General features: G+C 71.0%; 16 protein-coding genes and 1 pseudogene. 5 read left to right on the forward strand and 12 right to left on the reverse strand.

The features are described from left to right. Positions 1-668: 668 nt before the first annotated feature. Positions 669-1,157 carry a MarR family winged helix-turn-helix transcriptional regulator gene (locus IF17_RS0113400; protein WP_030565424.1) on the reverse strand — a complete coding sequence of 163 codons (489 nt, stop codon included), beginning with the start codon at positions 1,155-1,157 and terminating at the stop codon, positions 669-671. A gap of 142 nt (positions 1,158-1,299) precedes the next feature. On the opposite strand from IF17_RS0113400, the gene IF17_RS0113405 reads away from it, so the two are divergent. Continuing rightward, positions 1,300-1,728, forward strand: a complete 429-nt coding sequence (locus IF17_RS0113405) for a Rid family hydrolase (RefSeq protein ID WP_030565426.1) — start codon at positions 1,300-1,302, stop codon at positions 1,726-1,728. Positions 1,729-2,226: 498 nt separating this feature from the next. Here the strand turns inward: IF17_RS0113405 and IF17_RS1000000137740 are convergent, their stop codons facing one another. The 5 genes from IF17_RS1000000137740 to IF17_RS0113435 all read right to left on the reverse strand — a co-directional run bounded on the left by IF17_RS1000000137740 (position 2,227) and on the right by IF17_RS0113435 (position 7,119). Beyond that, positions 2,227-2,433 carry a hypothetical protein gene (locus IF17_RS1000000137740; RefSeq protein ID WP_076968233.1) on the reverse strand — a complete coding sequence of 69 codons (207 nt, stop codon included), beginning with the start codon at positions 2,431-2,433 and terminating at the stop codon, positions 2,227-2,229. A gap of 618 nt (positions 2,434-3,051) precedes the next feature. Beyond that, the gene (locus tag IF17_RS0113420) at positions 3,052-3,348 is read right to left on the reverse strand and encodes a hypothetical protein (protein ID WP_030565436.1); all 297 of its coding nucleotides are present in this window, start codon (positions 3,346-3,348) and stop codon (positions 3,052-3,054) included. Then, positions 3,327-4,724, reverse strand: a complete 1,398-nt coding sequence (locus IF17_RS0113425; protein ID WP_237667258.1) for a hypothetical protein — start codon at positions 4,722-4,724, stop codon at positions 3,327-3,329. The genes IF17_RS0113420 and IF17_RS0113425 overlap by 22 nt, the downstream gene beginning before the upstream one ends. A 201-nt stretch (positions 4,725-4,925) precedes the next feature. Next, positions 4,926-5,816 (reverse strand): S1 family peptidase, encoded by an 891-nt coding sequence (locus IF17_RS0113430; RefSeq protein ID WP_030565440.1) that lies wholly within the window; start codon positions 5,814-5,816, stop codon positions 4,926-4,928. Between the two features lie 358 nt (positions 5,817-6,174). Then, entirely contained in the window at positions 6,175-7,119 is a 945-nt protein-coding gene (locus IF17_RS0113435; RefSeq protein ID WP_143660202.1) for a 5'-methylthioadenosine/S-adenosylhomocysteine nucleosidase, read from the reverse strand. Between the two features lie 152 nt (positions 7,120-7,271). Here IF17_RS0113435 and IF17_RS01000000136415 point away from each other — a divergent pair. The 3 genes and pseudogenes from IF17_RS01000000136415 to IF17_RS0113450 all read left to right on the forward strand — a co-directional run bounded on the left by IF17_RS01000000136415 (position 7,272) and on the right by IF17_RS0113450 (position 9,528). Further along, positions 7,272-7,990 (forward strand): annotated as a pseudogene (locus tag IF17_RS01000000136415) (NUDIX hydrolase). A gap of 134 nt (positions 7,991-8,124) precedes the next feature. Continuing rightward, the gene (locus IF17_RS0113445; protein WP_030565444.1) at positions 8,125-8,853 is read left to right on the forward strand and encodes a VOC family protein; all 729 of its coding nucleotides are present in this window, start codon (positions 8,125-8,127) and stop codon (positions 8,851-8,853) included. Between the two features lie 69 nt (positions 8,854-8,922). Then, on the forward strand, positions 8,923-9,528 hold the full coding sequence (locus IF17_RS0113450) for a TetR/AcrR family transcriptional regulator (protein WP_030565446.1): 606 nt from the start codon (positions 8,923-8,925) through the stop codon (positions 9,526-9,528). A 52-nt stretch (positions 9,529-9,580) separates the two neighbouring features. On the opposite strand, the gene IF17_RS0113455 is transcribed toward IF17_RS0113450, so the two are convergent. Beyond that, on the reverse strand, positions 9,581-10,618 hold the full coding sequence (locus IF17_RS0113455) for an SMP-30/gluconolactonase/LRE family protein (RefSeq protein ID WP_030565447.1): 1,038 nt from the start codon (positions 10,616-10,618) through the stop codon (positions 9,581-9,583). Positions 10,619-10,806: 188 nt separating this feature from the next. Between IF17_RS0113455 and IF17_RS0113460 the strand changes: the two genes are divergently transcribed. After that, positions 10,807-12,669 carry a flavin-containing monooxygenase gene (locus IF17_RS0113460; protein ID WP_244890474.1) on the forward strand — a complete coding sequence of 621 codons (1,863 nt, stop codon included), beginning with the start codon at positions 10,807-10,809 and terminating at the stop codon, positions 12,667-12,669. Here IF17_RS0113460 and IF17_RS0113465 read toward each other — a convergent pair. From IF17_RS0113465 to IF17_RS0113490, 5 genes are all read right to left on the reverse strand, one after another. After that, positions 12,654-13,058 (reverse strand): RICIN domain-containing protein, encoded by a 405-nt coding sequence (locus IF17_RS0113465; protein WP_157851154.1) that lies wholly within the window; start codon positions 13,056-13,058, stop codon positions 12,654-12,656. The two genes, IF17_RS0113460 and IF17_RS0113465, sit on opposite strands and share 16 nt — an antisense overlap. Before the next feature lie 229 nt (positions 13,059-13,287). Next, a complete protein-coding gene (locus IF17_RS0113475) occupies positions 13,288-13,968 on the reverse strand; it encodes a DUF5701 family protein (RefSeq protein ID WP_030565457.1) in 681 nt (226 codons plus the stop codon). 111 nt (positions 13,969-14,079) lie between these two features. Continuing rightward, a complete protein-coding gene (locus IF17_RS0113480; protein WP_030565459.1) occupies positions 14,080-14,970 on the reverse strand; it encodes an LLM class F420-dependent oxidoreductase in 891 nt (296 codons plus the stop codon). Positions 14,971-15,087: 117 nt separating this feature from the next. Beyond that, complete coding sequence (locus IF17_RS0113485; protein ID WP_030565461.1) at positions 15,088-15,894, reverse strand: TauD/TfdA dioxygenase family protein; 807 nt, start codon at positions 15,892-15,894, stop codon at positions 15,088-15,090. 248 nt (positions 15,895-16,142) lie between these two features. Further along, positions 16,143-18,263 (reverse strand): glycoside hydrolase family 6 protein, encoded by a 2,121-nt coding sequence (locus tag IF17_RS0113490; protein ID WP_030565463.1) that lies wholly within the window; start codon positions 18,261-18,263, stop codon positions 16,143-16,145. Between the last annotated feature and the right edge of the window lie 311 nt (positions 18,264-18,574).

Here is an 18,574-nt window from a genome sequence, read left to right on the forward strand (position 1 = left end):
ACCAGAAGCTCACCACACGTCGTTCTGTGCGGGCGAAGAACATCAGGATTCCGAGCGATGGACTCCCCACGGAGTCCGCGCTGGACCAAGTCCGGGACGCCAAGCCCGGCCGGCCCTCGGTGGATCGCCTCAAGGGTCTCCACCACGTACTCGCCGGCCAGCTGCACGACGAACGGGACCACCCACGCCTCGTCCAGCCTCACGATCTGTTCGAGGTGGCGCCGACGGACACTGCCATCGCAGTGCCGGGAGTACCGGCAGCGCAAGATCACCTGCTGGATACCGGACAGTGAACGCACCACGTCGGCGTTCGGCTCATCGTGATAGATCCGCGAGGGAATGGTGACGCTCTCACCCCACACCTCAACCTGAGACGGGTCCTCAGGCGTTCCTCGTGCCCCTGCAAGACTCCACGAAGCCGTCCAACGGACAGAGCTTCTGGAGGCCGCTTCCCGTGCGACCGGTAGTTGAGCAGCTCGACTCCGCGAGCCTGAGCTGACGTTTCCGTACACCTTGGAGCCGGAACCGCAGTCCCGCTCCCCCGCCGGCCACTGGAGACCAAGCCCTGGGCCGCCGACCTCGACCAGCCCGGGATTCCGGCGGTCGCACTCGAGATGACCGTCCGAGCGCCGGCCGCACCGGAACTTGAGGCCGGGTCTGGACGGGCCTCAGGCGAAGTCGTCGGGGACGATGTGCATCTTCTCCGCGATCCGGGTGAGGGCCTTCTGGTCGGCGGTGCTGAGGGAATCCAGGACGAGACCGCGTACGGCGCGTAGATGGGTGGGAGCCGCCTGGTCCACGATGTCGAAGCCTGCGTCGGTCAGTTCGGCGAGGGTGTAACGCCCGTCGGCCGGATCAGGGCTTCGGACGACCCAGCCGCGTTGCTCACACCGTTTGATGACGTTGGACAGCCGAGAGAGGGATCCGCTGGCGAGGAAGGCGAGCTCACCCATCCGCAGCCGGCGTCGTGGGGCTTCGGAAAGATGGCTGAGCACGAGGTACTCGAACAAGGTGATGCCGTGCTCTTCCCGGAGCGGCGATTCCAGCTTGCCCGGCAGCAGCAGGACCAGGGAGATCAACCCCGTCCAGGCCGCCTTCTCCTGGCTGTTGAGCCAGCGCGGTTCCTCGCCACTCCCACGTTCGCCGCTGTCGCTCATAAACCCTCCTCCTGGGGTCACCCGATCCTCGGGAAGACCTCTTCTTTACTTTGCGCTTGAAGTCATCCCCTGCTATGTTGACTTTACGCGTGAAGTCATATCAGGGCAACGTGCGGCCCTGGAGAGAGGGAGATGGAGCACCATGGACACAGTCACTTTCGGCATCGTTCCGGGCTTTGGCGAGAAGCTTCACGATGCCCTGGGCTACAGCAGCGCCGTCCGCGTCGGGGACCGGGTCGAGATTTCCGGCCAGGCAGGTGTGGACGACGACCTGAACATCCCCGACTCGCTGGAGGAGGAGATCGTCCAGGCCTTCGAGAACGTGGGGCGCGCGCTCGCCACGGTCGGCGCGACCTGGCATGACGTCATCCACGTCAACTCGTACCACAAAGTCGCCCCCGGGGAGGGGGTCATCAGCGAGGACGTCAACCGCATCATGGCCGACCAATTCCGCCTCCGCCTGGATGGCCGCGCGCCGGTCTGGACCGAAACCGGCGTCACCGTCCTCGGCCTTGCCGCCATGCGCGTGGAGATCCGCGTCACCGCAATCGCGAGCTCCGCCGGCAATTGACCCCTCACCCAGTCACCCTTCGCTCCCTCATCAGGTATTCGTCGTTCCAAGCAGCCCCGCCGCGGGGCCGCCCCGCTGATGAGGGACTGAACGTTGACCAGATTGAACCGCGCCCACCAGCACCCACGGCGAAGGTCAGGCCCTGCCCTGCCCGCCGCAGGGCCGGCGTCCTGTTCGCAACGCTTCGCGACGGAACCTTCCGCTACTCGCCGACGGCCACCCAGATGCCATGCCGACAAGGCCGGAAGTCCACGAGAACTACCCGGCGTCCGTCAATGGCCGGGTCCTCGACACGCGACACGACGCTTTCCGGGCCCTCGTCACAGATCGGACATGACACGAGCGCGGGATAGTCGGGTCGCTGAAGGACTCCGAGGAGCACCTCCTCTTCCCTGGACAGCAGAGCTGCCCTGAGGTCAGCCAGCCAGGCACCTGTCATGTGAAGGCGATCCATGTCTTTCTCCTCCGGGGCTGCCACAGTGCCGGGCGGATGCGGGGTCACGGGGTACGGGCTGGCTGGTCGTCCTGCCATACCCAGCGGCCGTGGATATCGGGTGCATAGATGCTGCTGCCGCCAGGGTAGGTACAGCCGTCGTTGGGAAGCCCGACCCAGGGATCCTCATCCGTGAGGGTCACGGGGGTGGTTTGCCCATCCAGCGGTCCGCCGTGCAGTTCGACTGTGATCGAGATGCCGTTGTCGCTCATGTCACTCTTCTGCCCCGACAGGTACAGACCAATTGCGGTGGCCAGTCAGCCGCGACAGGCGCAGCCGTCGACCTCATTGCTGTCCGTCAAGGAACTGCACGTCCCCGTGCCCCAACCGGAACACCTCCGCGTCCGCCGGGGTGTTCCGCTTCTTCGACCAGAGGACTAGCGCAATCATCAGTGCTCCCCGCGCCGGCGCGGGGGCGTTCCGCTGCGCGGGAGGCAGTCGTTCCGGCCCTTGCCGCTCTTCCCGCCGACGCGGCGCCAAGCCGGCCCCGGAGCGACTCGCCGGCTCGCCGCCGCCACGGGCCGACAGTCAGGGGTGCGCTCCGTGCGGACCAAGATCCGGGCCATACGCGGACCAGCCGCCTACAGCTTGGCCGTATAGTGGCCGTTTCCGCTGGTCAAAGGCAGCGTGAGGCGTGTACGACCAGAAGACGAAGAACCTTCTGGTCGTACTCGGCGCAGAAGGTGGGCTTCTTCTAGGTACAGCTGAAGGGCGCCTGATGGGGAGTTTTCCCTGGCAGGCGCCCTTCGTCGCGCGCCTGCCAGGAATGTGGCGCAAGGCCGGAAGAGGACCTGGAGGGTCGCGGAGCGGCTCGGTGCCGGCCCTTCGCGTCACGTCGTGGGGCGGCGGCGGGCTCGTAGCAGGTGGAGACCCTTCACGGCGTACACACCGACCATCAGCACGAAACCGGGGGCCAACAGCCAGACCCAGGTTTCCGCCACCACGAGACTCAGCAGCAGACCACCCATCAGCATCACGCCCGCGACCGTGTCGAGCAGATCCAGGCCCGCCCCGGAACGTTCCCCGGGGCCGGACCGACGCCACCGACGGATGGACGGAACCAGGCCGAGGGCCTGCACGACGAGCAGAGCCAGAGCGACCCAGATCAACCAGCCAGGTATGTCCACAGCGTCACTGTAGCCCCGGCCGTCACCGCAGGCGGCGGATCCTGCGGCCTGCCGGAGCTTCCGTTTCCGGCGGCACGGCTCGCCGCTGGGTCCCGGTCCCGCCGGCGCTTCAGAGGTGTGCGCTGCGCCCCTTCTCCTCCTGTCGACGGCGTCGGCTCCCGGTCCAGCAGCAGCGGAACGGCCAGGACCGGGAGCAGCCAGACGAACACGATGAGGCGGTGGCCGAGCAGCTGGTCCAGGTTCGGGTGGCCCGCCTGGTTGAGGATGCCTGCGAACGCCGCCGCCAGGGCGATCGGCAGGACCGCCGAACGCCGTCTCAGGAGCGCCCAGGCCGAGAGCGCGAGCAGGACTGGGAGTACGGGATAGGTGGCCTGGCGGCGGAGCCACGCCGTCCAGAAGATCCGTTCCTGGACGAGGAACTCCGGCCAGGGGTTGGGCAGATCGGGACGCCGGTAGTGGTCGGTCAGCAGATCCTGGGCGCTGTCCTGACCCGTGGGCCAGGACAGGAGGTGCGCGCCCGCGTAGACGGCCACGGCCAGGGCCCCGCACAGGACGGCTGCCTGCCCCGTCCGCTGCGACGGTCGCCGGCGGCGGCGCAGCCACGCCCACCGGAGTGCGAATCCGGCCGTGAGAGCGGCTGCCAGGAGCAGCGCCTGCGAGTAGCGCACCGGGAACATCAGGGCCAGGCCGCCCACGACGAGCGCCGCTCCCGCACGGGGGCGGTCCAGGCAGAGCAGCGTGCACCCGAGGACGACCGCCGTGCCCAGAGCCAGCGAGAGCCCGTCGCTCAGCGGGTTCATGGCGACCGTCCCGGTGGGCAGCGCGAGGTACAGCGCCTGACCCGCCAGGCCGGCGCGGCGGGAGGCGCCCGCGCAACGCAGGGTGAGCAGGACGCAGACGCTTCCGGCCAGCGCGACGACCAGGCCCGCGAGCCAGAGACCCCACATCGCGCCGAAGACGGTGACGAAGGGGACCAGGAAGAGGGGATACCCCGGGCGGGCCTCGAAGATGGCCATGAAGCGATGGTTCGCGAAGGGCGCGATCATCCCCGAGGTGTTGCCGTTGCGGGACCAGTGGGCGACCGAGTCGTTCAGCCGGCGCACGCACTGCTCCTCCGACTCCCCCGCGACCTTCCTGCTGGTCCAGGGGATGGAGTCCAGCGGACCGTGCTGCTGGCTGGCACAGGAGTGGTCGATGGCCCGGCGGCCCGCCTCGGCCCGGCTCTCGCCGCTGAGGGACAGGGCGTAGGAGAGGTAGTTCTTCGTGTCGGGCGAGGCCCTTCCGGTGACGGCTGTCAGCTGGAGCCCGGCGAAGGCCACGGCGATCAGCAGCATCCCGATGAGGCCGAGGTGCTTGGTACTGCGGATGCTTCGCATCGGAGGGACGCTCCCCAGAGGTACGGCGGTTACCTCACCAACGAGAGCGCCGCCTCGGGGTGGCGTTCACCTCGCCTACGAGGGCGGACGGCGGCGCGGCTCGGTGGCGTAGTTCCGCCGGAACGAGCGCTGTCCCCGCCGGTGGAGCAGGCGGGGACAGCGCTCAGGGCCGATGGTGAGAAGCCCTGGGTGGTACGGAGATCAGATGATGCTCACCCCGTAGGCGCCGAGCGCCTCGGTGACGGGCTGGTAGAACGTGGTGCCGCCGGAGGAGCAGTTGCCGCTGCCGCCGGAGGTGAGGCCGAGCGCGGTGGTTCCGGAGAAGAGCGCGCCGCCGCTGTCGCCGGGCTCGGCGCAGACGTTGGTCTGGATCAGACCGGAGACGATGCCGTCCGCACCGTAGTTGACGGTGGCGTTGAGGCCGGTGACCGAGCCGCCGTGCAGGCCGGTGGTGCTGCCGCTGCGCTGGACGGACTGGCCGACCGAGGGGTCACCGGCGCCGGTGATCTCCTGGTAGCCGCCGTTGTAGAGGTAGACCCGGCCGTCGGCCGCGCCGGGGTCGGAGTGGCGGATGATGCCGTAGTCGTTGCCGGGGAAGCTGGATCCGGTGGTGGTGCCGATGGACCACGAGCTGCCGATGTTGGTGCAATGACCGGCGGTCAGGGCGAACTTGGTGCCCGCGCCGTCCTGCACGTTGAAGCCCAGGGAACACCGGGCTCCGCCGGTGGTGATGGCCTCGCCGCCCGCGATGAGCTTGGAGAACGTACCGCTGGTGCGCTTGACCTCGAGAGCGTCGGCGTTCGCGCCGGCCTCGTTCTCGATCTTGGCGATCTCGGCCTTGCTGACGGTGCTGTCGACGGTGACGACGACCTTGCCCGACGCGGCATCGACGTACCAGGCGGTGCCGCCGATGTCGGCGGTGCGCACGGAGTCGGCCGTCCGGTTGAGCTCGGTGGCGCTGAACGTCTTCGGGGCGGGCTGGGCGGACGCGGTGGCGGCGGGGACGGCGAGCGCCGCGACAGCGGCGAGGCCGGTTGCTCCGGCGATGAGTCGTGCTCGTCTCGACAGGCTGTGGGGGTGAGAGAGTCGCACTGTAGTCCTCCAGATCGTGGGGGGAACTCGGGGCGTTGGGTGGACGCCCATGGCGCGTCATCGGGAACACGATCATTCCGACGTGTCCCTGACAACGTTGTTCCATGCTGGGTAGGCCGGTACACCCACCACAAGACCCCTGGGACGGGCCTGGCCGAAAATGAGTTGCCCCGACCAGGTCCATACGCCATCAAATCGGTGGATCGGTGCCCATGCGAGAGGGTGGATGACGGAAAACGATCGATGAGGACGCGAGGTGAAATCCCGGCGCCGAATCTTCGTCACTCCTCCACCCGCCCCTCTCACCCGTCGGACTTTTCGGGCGCCTCCCGCTCACCTCACGCCGGGCCGGTCCGGGTCAGGGGTGGAGGTCGGCGGACGGATGCGAGCCTCCGTCGGACCCGTCGGAACCGTCGGCCGACTCGGTTCGGGCCGCATGGCTCCCGGCGTCCGGCGCCGGAGGCGTGGAGGCGGCCGCAACGGCCTCCTCGATGTCCCGGCGCCGGTGCAGGAAGGACTCGACGGCCAGCGCCGTGGCGGCTCCGCTCGTGACCGCGGCCACCGTACGGCCGTCGAGCCACCCCTTCCCGGAGCGGCGGCCGTCGGGACTCCTCCCGTCCACGGCGGGCCCCGATTCCGCTCCGTCCCCCCGGGAAGGGCCCGGCTCGAGGCGACGGGGCGGGGCCGGGCTCACGGGACCGCCGACCGGGCTCGTCCCGCGCCATGGGAAGTCGGGGGCGGCAAGGAGCTTCAGCAGGATCCGGGTGGCATTGGTGACGGCGTAGCGGCGCCAGGCGTTGGGCCTGCCGTCGACGTCCGGAGTCAGGTCCGTCGCCGTCTTGTCCTTCGCGGCGTGGTCGGAGATGCCCCGGACGACGAGAACGTCGGCGGTGTCGGAGCGGTACGCGGAGAGTGCGGCACCGCCCGCTTCCATCTCCACGGCGGCGAGGGTGCGGTTCTTGTTCCGGATCACCGTCTTGAAAGCGTCCGAACCGACCACCACGTCCCCCGTGGCGACCGGGGCGACGTGCAGTCCGGGCCCCTCGGCCGGACGGAGGCCGACGAGCAGGGGACAGCGCGCCAGCGCGTCCCGCGACCAGGCGGTGACGACGTCCCGGCTGGCCTTGCGCAGCGGGAAGTTGCGGACGAGGTCGAGCAGGGGGCGGTCCCCTCGCCGAGCTGCTCGGCACGTCGCCGCGCCGCGAACATCCCCACCGCCGCGGCCTCCCCGACCAGCGAGGCCGACCGGCAGCCCGCCGCCACCGCGGCCTCCGCGAGCACGGCCCGCTGCTGCTCGGACCACATCACCGAGTGGCTGAGGATCACGTGCAGGGGCGCCCCGTACCACTCACGCGCGGCGTCGAGCACATGGCGGATCACGGCGGCGAAGCCTCGCACCAGGGGCCGGGACTCGCCCGAGGGGAACAGCAGCTCCCGGTGCACGGGCTTCGCCGAATGGCACACGTGTACCGTGAACGGTTGTTGCTGCATGTGACGACGGATCTCGTCATCCTGACCATCCGTCACCACACGCTCATGTCCTGCTCGTGGAGCGGGAGACAGAGCCCTTCCGCGGCCGCCTCGCCCTGCCCGGCGGCTTCATGCGGGGCGACGAGACCGTCGAGGAGACCGCGGCCAGAGAGCTGGGCGAGGAGACCCGGCTCGACGCCGACGCCCTCCACCTGGAACAGCTCGGCGTCTACTCCGCCCCCGGCCGCGACCCGAGGGACCGGCGCGTCGTCACCTGCGCCTTCCTGGCGATCGCCCCCCGCCTGCCCGCCCCCACCGCGGGCTCCGACGCGCGGAACGCCCTCCTGTGCCCGGTGGCCCCGCTCCTCACCGACACCGGGGCCCTGGCCTTCGACCACGGCCAGATCCTGCGCGACGCCGTCGAACAGGCCCGGAACGCCCTCCAGTTCACGACCGTGGCCACCAGCTTCTGCGACCCGGAGTTCACGATCAGCGAGCTGCGCGGCGTGTACGAGACGGTGTGGGACGTCCGGCTCGACCCCCCGAACTTCCACTGCAAGGTGACCGAGGCCGACGGCTTCCTCTCCCCCACCGGGCGCCGGGGAGCCGCGCAGGGCGGCCGGCCCGCGACGCTCTACCGGGCGGGGCCCGCCACGAGGCTGACGCCTCCCATGATGCGCCCCAGAACCCGCTCCTCCTGCTGAGCCGGCCGGCGCCGCGCCGTTTCCCAACGCTCCGCGACGGAAACTCTGATGCGGGTGCACCGCGGCGCCCCTAGGCTGCGCGGCGTGTGGCAAGGGGCCGGACCGGCCGTCGGCGGAGCGGAGATGCACGGGGTATGACCAGTCAACTGTTCGCGATCTGTTTCCGGGCGACCCGGCCGTCGGACCTGGCCGACTTCTGGTCCGGGGTCCTGGGCTGGGAGGTGGCCGGAGGTCCCGACGAGGACGCCGCCGCGATCCTGCCCCCGTCCGGCTCCGGGTTCCGGATCCGTTTCCTGCCCGGGCAGGAGCCGAAGACCGGCCAGAACCGGGCGCACTTCGATCTGACGAGCGCCTCCCCGGAGGACCAGCGGCGGACGGTCGCCAGGGCCCTGGAGCTCGGTGGGCGCCACATCGACGTGGGCCAGCTGCCGGAGGAGGGGCATGTGGTGCTCGCCGATCCGGACGACAACGAGTTCTGCGTCGTCGGGCCGGGCAACGAGTTCCTCGCCGACACCGGCTTCATCGGGGCGCTGGCCTGCGACGGTACACAGCGGGTCGGGTACTTCTGGAGCGAGGCGCTGCGCTGGCCCCTGGTCTGGGACCAGGACGAGGAGACCGCGATCCAGTCGCCGGACGGCGGTACGAAGATCACCTGGGGTGGTCCGCCGGTGGCGCCGAAGACGGGCGCGAACAGGCTCTCCTTCGAGCTGGCGCTCCCCTCCGGCACCGACTGGCAGGCGGAGGTGGGACGCCTCGTCTCGCTCGGCGCGACCCGTTCCGAGGCGGGAGAGGGCGACGGCGAAGGGGGCCGCGTGCTGATGTTCGACCCCGACGGCAACGAGTTCTTCGTGCAGAGGCCCTGACAGCGGCCCGGCACCCGTTCGTCCGGAGGCCCCGGCAGGGGCGCGGCACCCGGCCGTTACGCTTCCGACGTGACGCAGCACCCCACGGCCGAGGAGCGACGGCCCGCGAACGACGGGCCCAAGGCCGCCGCACGCAACCGGGCGGCCCTGATCGCCGCCGCCCGCGAGGTCTACGCGGAGCACGGCCTGGACGCACCGCTCTCCGGGATCGCCCGCCGGGCCGGGGTCGGGCAGGGCGTGCTGTACCGGCACTTCCCCGACCGGGCCGCCCTGGCGGACGCCGTTCTGGAGGAGAACGTACGGGAGGTGGAGCAGGCGGCCGCGGCCGCGGGCGCGACCCTGGCCGGTGTGCTCGGTGTGCTGACCTGGCATCTGACGGAGTCGGCGGCTTTCATCGGCCTTCTGCACGCCGACCGGACCGGCGGCCGGACCGAGGACCGGACCGACGTCGTCCATGCGCACGCCTCGGCCCTGTCCGAGCGGGTCGCGCGCAGCCTGCGGGGGCACCTGACGGGCGGTCACCGGCTGGGCGGGGCGGACGACCTCATGCTCGCGGTCGCCATGGTCTCGGGCGCCGTGACCGGCCCCACGCGTGCGGAGCGGGAGCGCCGGGCGCTGGCGGCGTGGCGGCTGCTCGGCGTCGAGGTGGGAGCGGTACGGCCCTTCGCCGGGTGACCGGCCGCGCCGTCAGCCCCGTCGGAACTGCCGGGTGACCGCCCGCGCCACGTCAGCCGCCGTTGGACTGGCGGGTGCCCTTCCCCAGGGCGTCGAAGGTGTAGAGGTATCCCCCGCCGGGGCCGCTGACGGTCATGTACGCCTTGGTTCCGCCGGGGGTGATCGCCACGTTCGTCGCCGAGTCGAGCCCTTCGGCGCGGGCGGGAATGTCGACCGTCGCCAGGCGCTCGCCGTGCCGGTCGTACACGACGATCGCGGGCCTGCCGTGAAGGCCCTGGTAGAGGTTGCCGTCCGCGTCCACGGCGATCGAGTCGGTCTGGGCGATCCCCCCGTCGACGCGGATCGCGGTGTGCCGGGACGCCGCCTCGCGGCCTTCACCGAGGCGGAGGTAGGAGATCCGGTTCTCCGTCAGCTCGCTGATCCACAGCCCGCGATAGGCCTCGTCGAACGAGATGCCGTTCGTCGCGGCCAGGCCGTCGGCCAGGACGGTCGCCTTCCCGCCGCCGCGGTCGATGCGCACGACGCGCCCGTGCGCGGCGCCCTCGGACAGGCCCCGTGAGTCGCTGACGTACAGGTGGCCCTCCTCGTCGAAGGCGATGTCGTCGGGGTTCATCCGTGCTCCGTCGACCTCGCCGGCGAAGAAGGTCCGCGGATCGCCGCCGCCCGGGGCGAGGCTCACGATCTCGCCGTGGGCATAGTCGGTGAGGTAGAGCCGCCCGTCGTACGGGCTGAACTGGGCCGAGGTGTAAGCGCCCCGGCCGTCGGTGTGGACGGCCCGCACTGTCTTGCGCCTTACGTCGACGCGCATGACCTTGGGCTTGCCCGGGGGTGCGGTGACGTCGACGACGAACAGGCCGCCGTCCGGGTGGAAGGCCGGGCCCTCCAGCAGGGTCATGCCTGTCTCCTCGTGGGTCCGGGTCAGCTGCATGACCTTCTGGGCCCGGATCGTCCCGGTGGTGGCGCCGGGCGCCGACAGACCGCCGGGGGCGCCTGATTCCGTACCGCATCCGGCGATGGCGAAAGCGAGGGCGATGGCCAGCAGCCCGGCCTTGGCGCGCGCGGCGCGAGGCCGGGGCGGGAGTCGACGCATGGAGGATCACTCTTCCTGTCCGCTGTGTGCGGGTGCCGCCGGCCGGGCAGCTCACTTGCACGCGCTGTGGCCGGATGCCGTGCCGGACCGGACCCGCGTTCCAACCGGACACCTCTGTCCGGTTGTTGTTACCGTAGCCGATGACCGTCCACCCCGGGGCGGTGCGACCGGCAGGAGCGAGGTCTCAGATGACGGATCGTCACATACCGGATACCGGCATACCGGATCCCGGCGTACCCGATCCCGGCATACCGGATCCCGAGGAGCTGGAGGCGCTCCGGGAGCGCTACCGCCACGAACGTGAGCGGCGCGTACGCCCCGACGGCGTCCGCCAGTACCGCCCCACCGACGCCGAGTTCGGGTACTACGCCGCCGATCCGTACACCGAGCCGGCCAAGCGTGAGCCGGTGCACGACACGGTCGACGTCGCCGTGGTCGGCGGCGGGTTCGGCGGCATCCTGGCGGGGGCTCGGTTACGGCAGCGGGGCGTGGAGCGCATCCGGATCGTCGAGCAGGGCGGTGACTTCGGGGGCACCTGGTACTGGAACCGCTACCCGGGCATCCACTGCGACATCGAGTCGCACGTCTACCTGCCGATGCTCGACGAGACCGGCCATGTGCCGGAGTGGAAGTACTCCCCCGGCGAGGAGATACGCCGCCACGCGGTGCGGATCGCGCAGAAGTTCTCCCTCGGCCCGGACGCCCTCTTCTCCACCACGGTCACCTCCCTGGCCTGGGACGAGGCGGCGGAGGCGTGGCTCGTGACCACCGACCGCGGGGACGCGTTCCGGGCCACGTACGTCGTCACCGCCACCGGCACCCTCTCCGAGCCGAAACTCCCCGGGATACCGGGGATCGAGGACTTCGCGGGCCATACGTTCCACACCTCGCGGTGGGACTACGCCTACACCGGAGGCACCCCGGAGGGCGGTATGACCGGCCTCGCGGGGAAGCGGGTGGGCGTCGTCGGCACCGGCGCCACGGGCATCCAGGTCATTCCGATGCTGGCCGAGGACGCCGGGCACGTCCACGTCTTCCAGCGCACCCCCTCCACCGTCGACGTACGCGCCAACCGCCGCACCACCGCCCAGGACGTCGGCGCGGACCGCGAGGGCTGGGCGCGCGAACGCCGCGAGAACTACCTGCGGATCGTCTCCGGCGAAGCGGAGGAGCGGGATCTCGTGGCGGACGGCTGGACCCGCTCGGCGGTCCTCCTGGAGAAGCTGCTGCCGAGCTTCCGCCGGGGAGGCGACCGGAAGGCCTTCGAGGCCGCGTACGAGGTCGCCGACGCCGCCAAGATGAACGAGCTGCGCGCCCGTGTCGAGCGGTCCGTCACCGACCCCTGCACGGCGGAGAAGCTCAAGCCCTGGTACCGGTACGCCTGTAAACGGCCCGCCTTCTCGGACGCGTACTACCAGGCGTTCAACCGCTCCGACGTCACCCTGGTCGACACCGCGGACACCCACGGCATCGAACGTGTCACCGCGCACGGCGTCGTGGTGGGCGGTACCACGTACGAACTCGACTGCCTGATCTTCGCCACGGGCTTCTCCGTCGGCACCTCCGGCATCCTCTCCGGAAAGCTGCCCGTCCACGGCCGGGGCGGGCAGCAACTGCTGCACCGGTGGGGGCAGGAAGGTCCGCGTACGCTCCACGGCTTCACCAGCAACGGGTTCCCGAACCTGCTCCAGATGGGCACCCTCCAGAACGCCAGCAGCGTCAACTTCACCCACATCCTGGACGAGCAGGCGGTCCACGCCGCCGCCCTGATCGCGGCCGCCGAGGCCGGGGGCGCGGTCATCGAACCGTCCCGCGAGGACGAGGACGCGTGGATCGCCGCGCTCGCCGAGGACGCCCCCGACCACGAGTGGTTCCACGCCGAGTGCACCCCCGGCTACTACAACCGGGAGGGACGCGGGCGGCCGAACGGCCCCTTCACCTACCCGCACGGCGCGGTCGCCTTCCACGAGCTGCTGGGACGGTGGCGCGAGGAGTCCATGGCGGCGATCCTCCGGCCGAGGGCGACCGGTGGGCGTCAGCCCCACTGCTGACGGCTCGTACCGGTGCACGGCTGCGCACGAAAGCCCGGGGCGGCGTTGTCGTCCAGGCATGCCCCGGTGGCCACGCTTCTGACCTCGACCGAGTCGTCGGGCCAGGTGGTGAACGACCACTTCTGCGGGACGGAGGCGGAACAGTCCACGGCCGTCAGCCCCTCCTCGCCGTGGCTCAGGCAGGCCCCGGTGGCGTGGTTGCGCAACTGATGGGTGCCGTCCGGCAGCTTGCGCACGGTCCACCGCTGGTAGCTCAGCCCGTTGCACGCGTACGTACGAAGCTTCTGGTCGAGGCTGTGGTCGAGGCAGGCCCCGGTGGTACGGCTGACGAAGATCCTGGCCGAGCGGGACGGTCCGGGGCCGCCCACCTCGGCCGTTCCGTCGCTCACCGTCTCCGCGCCCCCGGCGGGGGCGCGGAGACGGTGGGGACTGCGCCACAGGCACCGGCAGCGGACCCGGCACCGGCTGCGGCTGATTCCGCTCGGCGGCTTCCTGGCGGGAGGCCACGTCCACGCCTGCGGCGTCTCCAGCGGCCGGTGGTACGCGATCAGTTACTACGGATACGTCCGGTACGTCTCCGCCACCTGCGGCACCACCGTCTGACCGTACGCCCGCACCTCAGCTCCGGCGTCCGGTCGCGGAGGCGAAGCCCAGCCAGGTGTGCCGGTTGCCCGCCCAGCACCAGCCCACCTTCGGGGCGTTTCGCCGCTCGCCGCCGTCCCGTCCGGTGCCGTTGCTGATCCAGATCGCCGGGGTGCGGGCGTCCAGGGCGCCGTTGGCCTTGCGGAGCCGCGAACCGATGGTCATGAAGCAGTGGTTGCGCTCCAGGGCGGCCGGCTGCTGGAGCACCCAGTGGATGCCCTCGGTCAGCACCAGCGGCGTGCGCCCCTGTTGGACGAGGGCGGGCAGGGCCTCGTTCGGGCTCCAGTTGGCCATCTGATCGCCGCGGTCGATGCCGGTGAGGAGGTAGAGAGGCGCATCCGGCAGGGCGAGGTCTTCCAGCGGCGTGAAGAGATCGACATCGGGCATGTCGGTGACGACGAAACCCGGCTTCTCCTCGCGGCGGAGCAGCGGGGCGAGCGCGGAGGCGGGGGCCCGGTCGGGGTGGACGGCGAGCAGGGTGCGCTCGCCGTCCACGCTGTCGTCGGTGCCCCCGGCGTTCCGGGCGAAGGCGCGCAGCTCGGTCGCGGTCAGTCCGGCCAGCTCATGGACCCCCAGCTCGATCAGCCGCTCGGCCTGCGCGGGAAGGGCCGGCAGTTCCGGGCGGACGGTGGAGGTGACGGGCGCGGTCTCGGGCACGATGCTCCCAGGGGTGGCGGCGTGAAGGGGACCCAGCTCGGACAAGACCGCCGGCCGAATTATTCCCGCCGCTTCTCTACAGCTCGTCCTCTCCACGGCTCGTCGTCTTCTCTACAGCTCGTCGCCGAACGCCTCGGCCAGCTCCCGCCACTGGGCCCTGGGCAGTCCGGCGCCGCCCTCGTCGGCGGTGAGCACCTGGAGCGCCACATGGTCGGCGCCCGCGTCGAGGTACGCCCGGGTCCGGGCCTTCACGTGCTCGGCGTCGCCCAGCGCGAAGAGGGCGTCGAGGAGGCGGACGCTGCCGCCGCCCTCGAAGTCGCTCTCCGCGAACCCCAGCCGCAGCAGGTTGGCGGTGTAGTTGGGGAGCTGGAGGTACATCTCCAGCATGTTCCGCGCGGTGGTGCGGGCCCGGTCCGGGTCGGTGTCGAGCACGACCGTCAGCTCGGGGGCGAGCAGGGCGTCGGGGCCGAGCGCCTCGCGGGCCTCGGCCGTGTGCTCGGTGGTGACGAGATACGGGTGTGCGCCCAGCGCCCGGTCGGCCGCGAGCTTCAGCATCTTCGGGCCGAGCGCCGCCAGGACCCGCTCCCCGGGCTCCACGGCCGGGTTCGCCGCGTCGAGCGCGTCGAGGTAGGCGACCATCGCGCTGTACGGCTTCGCGTACTGCGGCACCAGCGGACCGTGGCTGACGCCCAGGCCGAGGACGAAGCGCCCGCGCGCGGCCTCCTCGACGGTGGCGATCCGGGCGGCCACCTCCTCGGCGGTGTGGCTCCAGATGTTCAGGATGCCGGTGGCCACCGTCACCGTACGGGTGGCGGCGACGACGGCGGCTGCGTCGTCCGGTGAGGGGCTGCCACCGATCCAGAGGGTGCCGTACCCCAGCTCTTCGAGTTCGGCGACCGCCTCCGCGATCGCCTTCCTGCCCGTGTCGTCCGTCCGCGACCCGTGCAGGGCGCCGCTCCAGATGCCGACCCGGCCGAATGCCTCGTGCGTCAAGGAAGTCATGGGGTGATCAACCGTCACGCGGCCCCGATATTCCCGGCGGGCGACCCGCTCACCCGTACGGCGCAGCACAGCGGTGCGCACGTACGCATGAGCGGGTCGCGGACGGCATCAGGCGGCCTAGGCCTGCGGGCGCTCCACACCGATCACCTTGCGGTACACGCGGGCGCCGTCGCCGTAGTCGTCCACGGCGTAGTGCCAGGTCGCCTGGTTGTCCCAGAGCACGAAGTCGCCGGGGTTCCAGCCGAAGCGGATGGTGTAGTCCGGCGACGAGGCGTGCCGGAGGAGGTGGTCGAGGAGCACCTTGCCCTCCTCGGGGGTGATCCCGGTGAGCCGGAGCGCCGAGGTGCTGATGAACAGCCCCTTCCGCCCGGTGACGGGGTGTTCGAGGACGACCGGGTGCTCGACGGTCTCCCCGACGGCGGTCCGCTTCTTCCCCTGGGCGTAGTTCTGCGGGTCGGCGTCGTAGGCGGCGCTCACCGAGGCGAGCAGCACCTTGAAGGGCTCCGACAGATCGTCGTACGCGGCCTGGAGGTCGGCCCACAGGGTGTGCCCGCCGAGCTCGGGCACCTCCTCGTAGGTGAGCGACTCGATGGCGAAGACGGGGCTGCGCCAGAGCCCGCCGATGTGCCACTGGCTCGCCTTCCCCGTCTGGCGGACGTTGTACGGGTAGACCAGCGGGTTGGCGGCGTCCTTGACGGCGGTCGGGTGGTCGAACGGCTCCGCGAAGATGCGTACGGCCTCGACGTGCTGGTCGGGCGTCAGGTGCTGGTTGCGGAACACCAGCACCTTGTGCTCCTCGAAGGCCTCGCGCAGCCGGTCGGCGGTCGCCTCGCCGACGGGTCGCGTGAGGTCGACGCCGATCACCTCGGCGCCGATCCTGGGTCCGACGCGGCGTATCTCCAGTGCGGTGGTGGCGGTGGTCATGCCCATCTGCTCCCTGTGCTCGCGGCTGTTGTCGTACGGGGACCGGAGGCGGGTTCGTCAACAGAGGGACGCGCGCGTGCGCGCCAGGTCCACGTACAGGCGGCGGTGGAGCGCGGGGAGGGTCACCCGTCCACGGTAGGCGCGCTTCCCCGGCCCGGTACAGGCGCGCCGCGTTGCACTCGCATGAACAGAACCGGCTGCCCTCCCCCACCGTGCGGCGGGAGAAGGGCAGTTGCTCGCGCGTCCGGTCAGGGGGCGGTGCCCCAGGTGAGGGTGGAGCCGACGTAGACGCCGATTCTCGGGGCGTCGGCGAAGGCGGTGTTGGTGGCGCGGCTGTAGTCGTCGGCTTCCTGGAAGGACGACCAGTCGCTCTTGTTGATCCGTAGCTGGATCTCGCCGGTCGAGGCTCCCGCCGCCAGCGTGCCGCTGCCGAAGCCCGCCTCCAGGTAGTGGCCGGCGCCGGGGGCCGGCGCGCTTGCCGTACGTACGCCGTGCGTCACGTTGCCGCAGCCCAGGACCGCCCAGTCGCAGGAGGTGGCGAAGGTACTCGCTCCGGCGTCAGGGGTGAACCAGTAGCGGGCCGTCAGCGTGGACAGGTCCACCGCGCTCGTCCCGGTGTTGACCACCTGGAGGGACATGCGGATCTGGTTGTCGGTCGGGGAGGAGTCGGTGTTGCGGTACTGGACCTTGAGGGCACCGGTCCCGGTGCCCCCGCCCGCCTCGGTGGTGACCGGGAGGGCTCCCGACGCCGCCGATATGTTGCCCGCAGCATCCTTGGCCCGGACCGAGTAGCTGTAGGTGGTCGACGCGCTCAGGCCGGTGTCGGTGAAGGCGGTCGAGGCGGTGGAGCCCACGACCGCGCCGCCGCGCAGGATGTCGTACCCGGTGACCGCCCGGTTGTCCGTGGACGCCGTCCAGGCCAGGGTGACGCTGCTGCTGGACTTGGCCGTGGCCCGCAGGGCCGTGGGTGCCGTCGGCGCCTGGGTGTCCTGCTCGCCGCCATTGCCGCCGTCGAGCGGCGGGTTGGCGTTGCGGAGGAGCTCCTGGAACTGGCTGGAGAACCAGTGCCCGGCGACCGGCGAGTCGGGCAGAGCACCCGTGAGGTTGAAGCCGTTGCGGCCGTTGCCGGTGTACGTGGGGTCGCACATCCGGTCGAAGCCCTTGCCCTCGTCGTTGTCGACGGGCTTGCTGCTGCCGTCGGACTCGCCCGGCGGCTTGGCCCAGACGTAGGCGTCGATCCCGGGCTCGGGGGCGGTCGTGGGCCGCTCGCCGACGCCGGCGCCGCTCTGGTTGCACCAGTTGCCCGCGTGGATACGGCGGTCGGTGCGGCCGCCGTCGACGTAGGCGTCGACGCTGGTCGTCGGGCCGGGGCCGGCGGGCCGGGAGGGGCCGCCCCAGCCGTTGCGGGCGGTGTCGATGAGCATGCCGATGCCGGGGGCGAAGCCCTGGCCGACCAGCTCGGTGCGCAGGGCCTGGGCGAACGTCAGCTCGTCCACGTAGTAGTTCCAGTCGACCCAGGAGGACTGACGGACGGTGGTGCCGTTCACCGAGTCCGTAACCTTGAAGTGGGGTTCTTTGAGGGCCGAGTAGTTGGCGGTGTTCACGATGAAGCCGTGGACGTCGGCGACGGAGGCGCCTTCGACGGTGGCGGCCTTCTTGAACTGCTCGGCGGCGGGGACGAAGTTGGAGTCCCAGCCGAGCCAGCCGTGGTGGGCCGCGTCGACGTAGTTGTAGACGTTGGGGAGGGCGCCGAGCGTGTGGAGGGCGTACCCGATGCCCTTCTCGTAGTTCCCGTTCGCCTTCATCGTGGCGCACTCGGGGGTCGACCCGGCGGTGCCGCCCGCATTGGTGACCAGGTTGGGCAGCGAGTCGGGTTCGATGAGGGTGACGATGCGCAGGCTCGCGTAGGCGGGGTCGCCGAGGATGGCGGCGATCGGGTCGATGTAGTCGCTCTTGTAGCGGCCGAGCTCGGTGGGGCCGAGTTCGCCGTTGGAGGCGAGGGCGGCGCAGTCCCGGCCGGGGAGGTTGTAGATGACGACCTGGAAGAGGTCGGCTCCCTGGCTCACGGCCGTGTCGAGGTGGGCGCGCAGGCCGCGCGCGCCGGGGGTGCCGCCGATGGCGGCGATGCGGTCCATCCAGACGAACGACGGTTCGTCCGCGATGACGCCGCCGCCCGGTTCGGCGGCGGCCCTGGCGGACCAGTCGGGGTTCACATAGGCGGTGGCGCCGACGTAGGGGTTGTCGACGCGGGCGGCGGCCGTTGCCTGGCCGGGCAAGGCGATCGCGAGGGACGCGCCCATGACCAGGGCGGACAGTGCGGCGACCGCTCGTCTGCGCGGTGCGTGCGGGGTGGTGCCTCTGCTTCTCATGTGCGGCTCCGTGCTCCTCTCGTACGTCCGCCACGGCCTGACGTGGCGGACGGGCTCAGGGCGTCATGGTGCTCAGGAGGTGAGGCGTGCGAGGTAGTGCGGCATGTGGTGCGGTATGCGGTGCGGGAACGAACTGTGGGAGCGCTCCCAAGGTGGCGTGACAGCCAGTACATGTCAAGCGGTCCGACTCAATCACCTTGCGCTGAAGGGGATTTGACGTGATGGAAGCGCTCCCATCCGGCGATCGAAAAGCTCTCCACCAAGCCGTCCGACGGTGGGCCGGGCCTGCCGGGCCCACCGTCAGGCGTGGC

Source organism: Streptomyces cyaneofuscatus, from assembly GCF_000718135.1.
GTDB classification, from domain to species: Bacteria; Actinomycetota; Actinomycetes; order Streptomycetales; family Streptomycetaceae; genus Streptomyces; species Streptomyces cyaneofuscatus.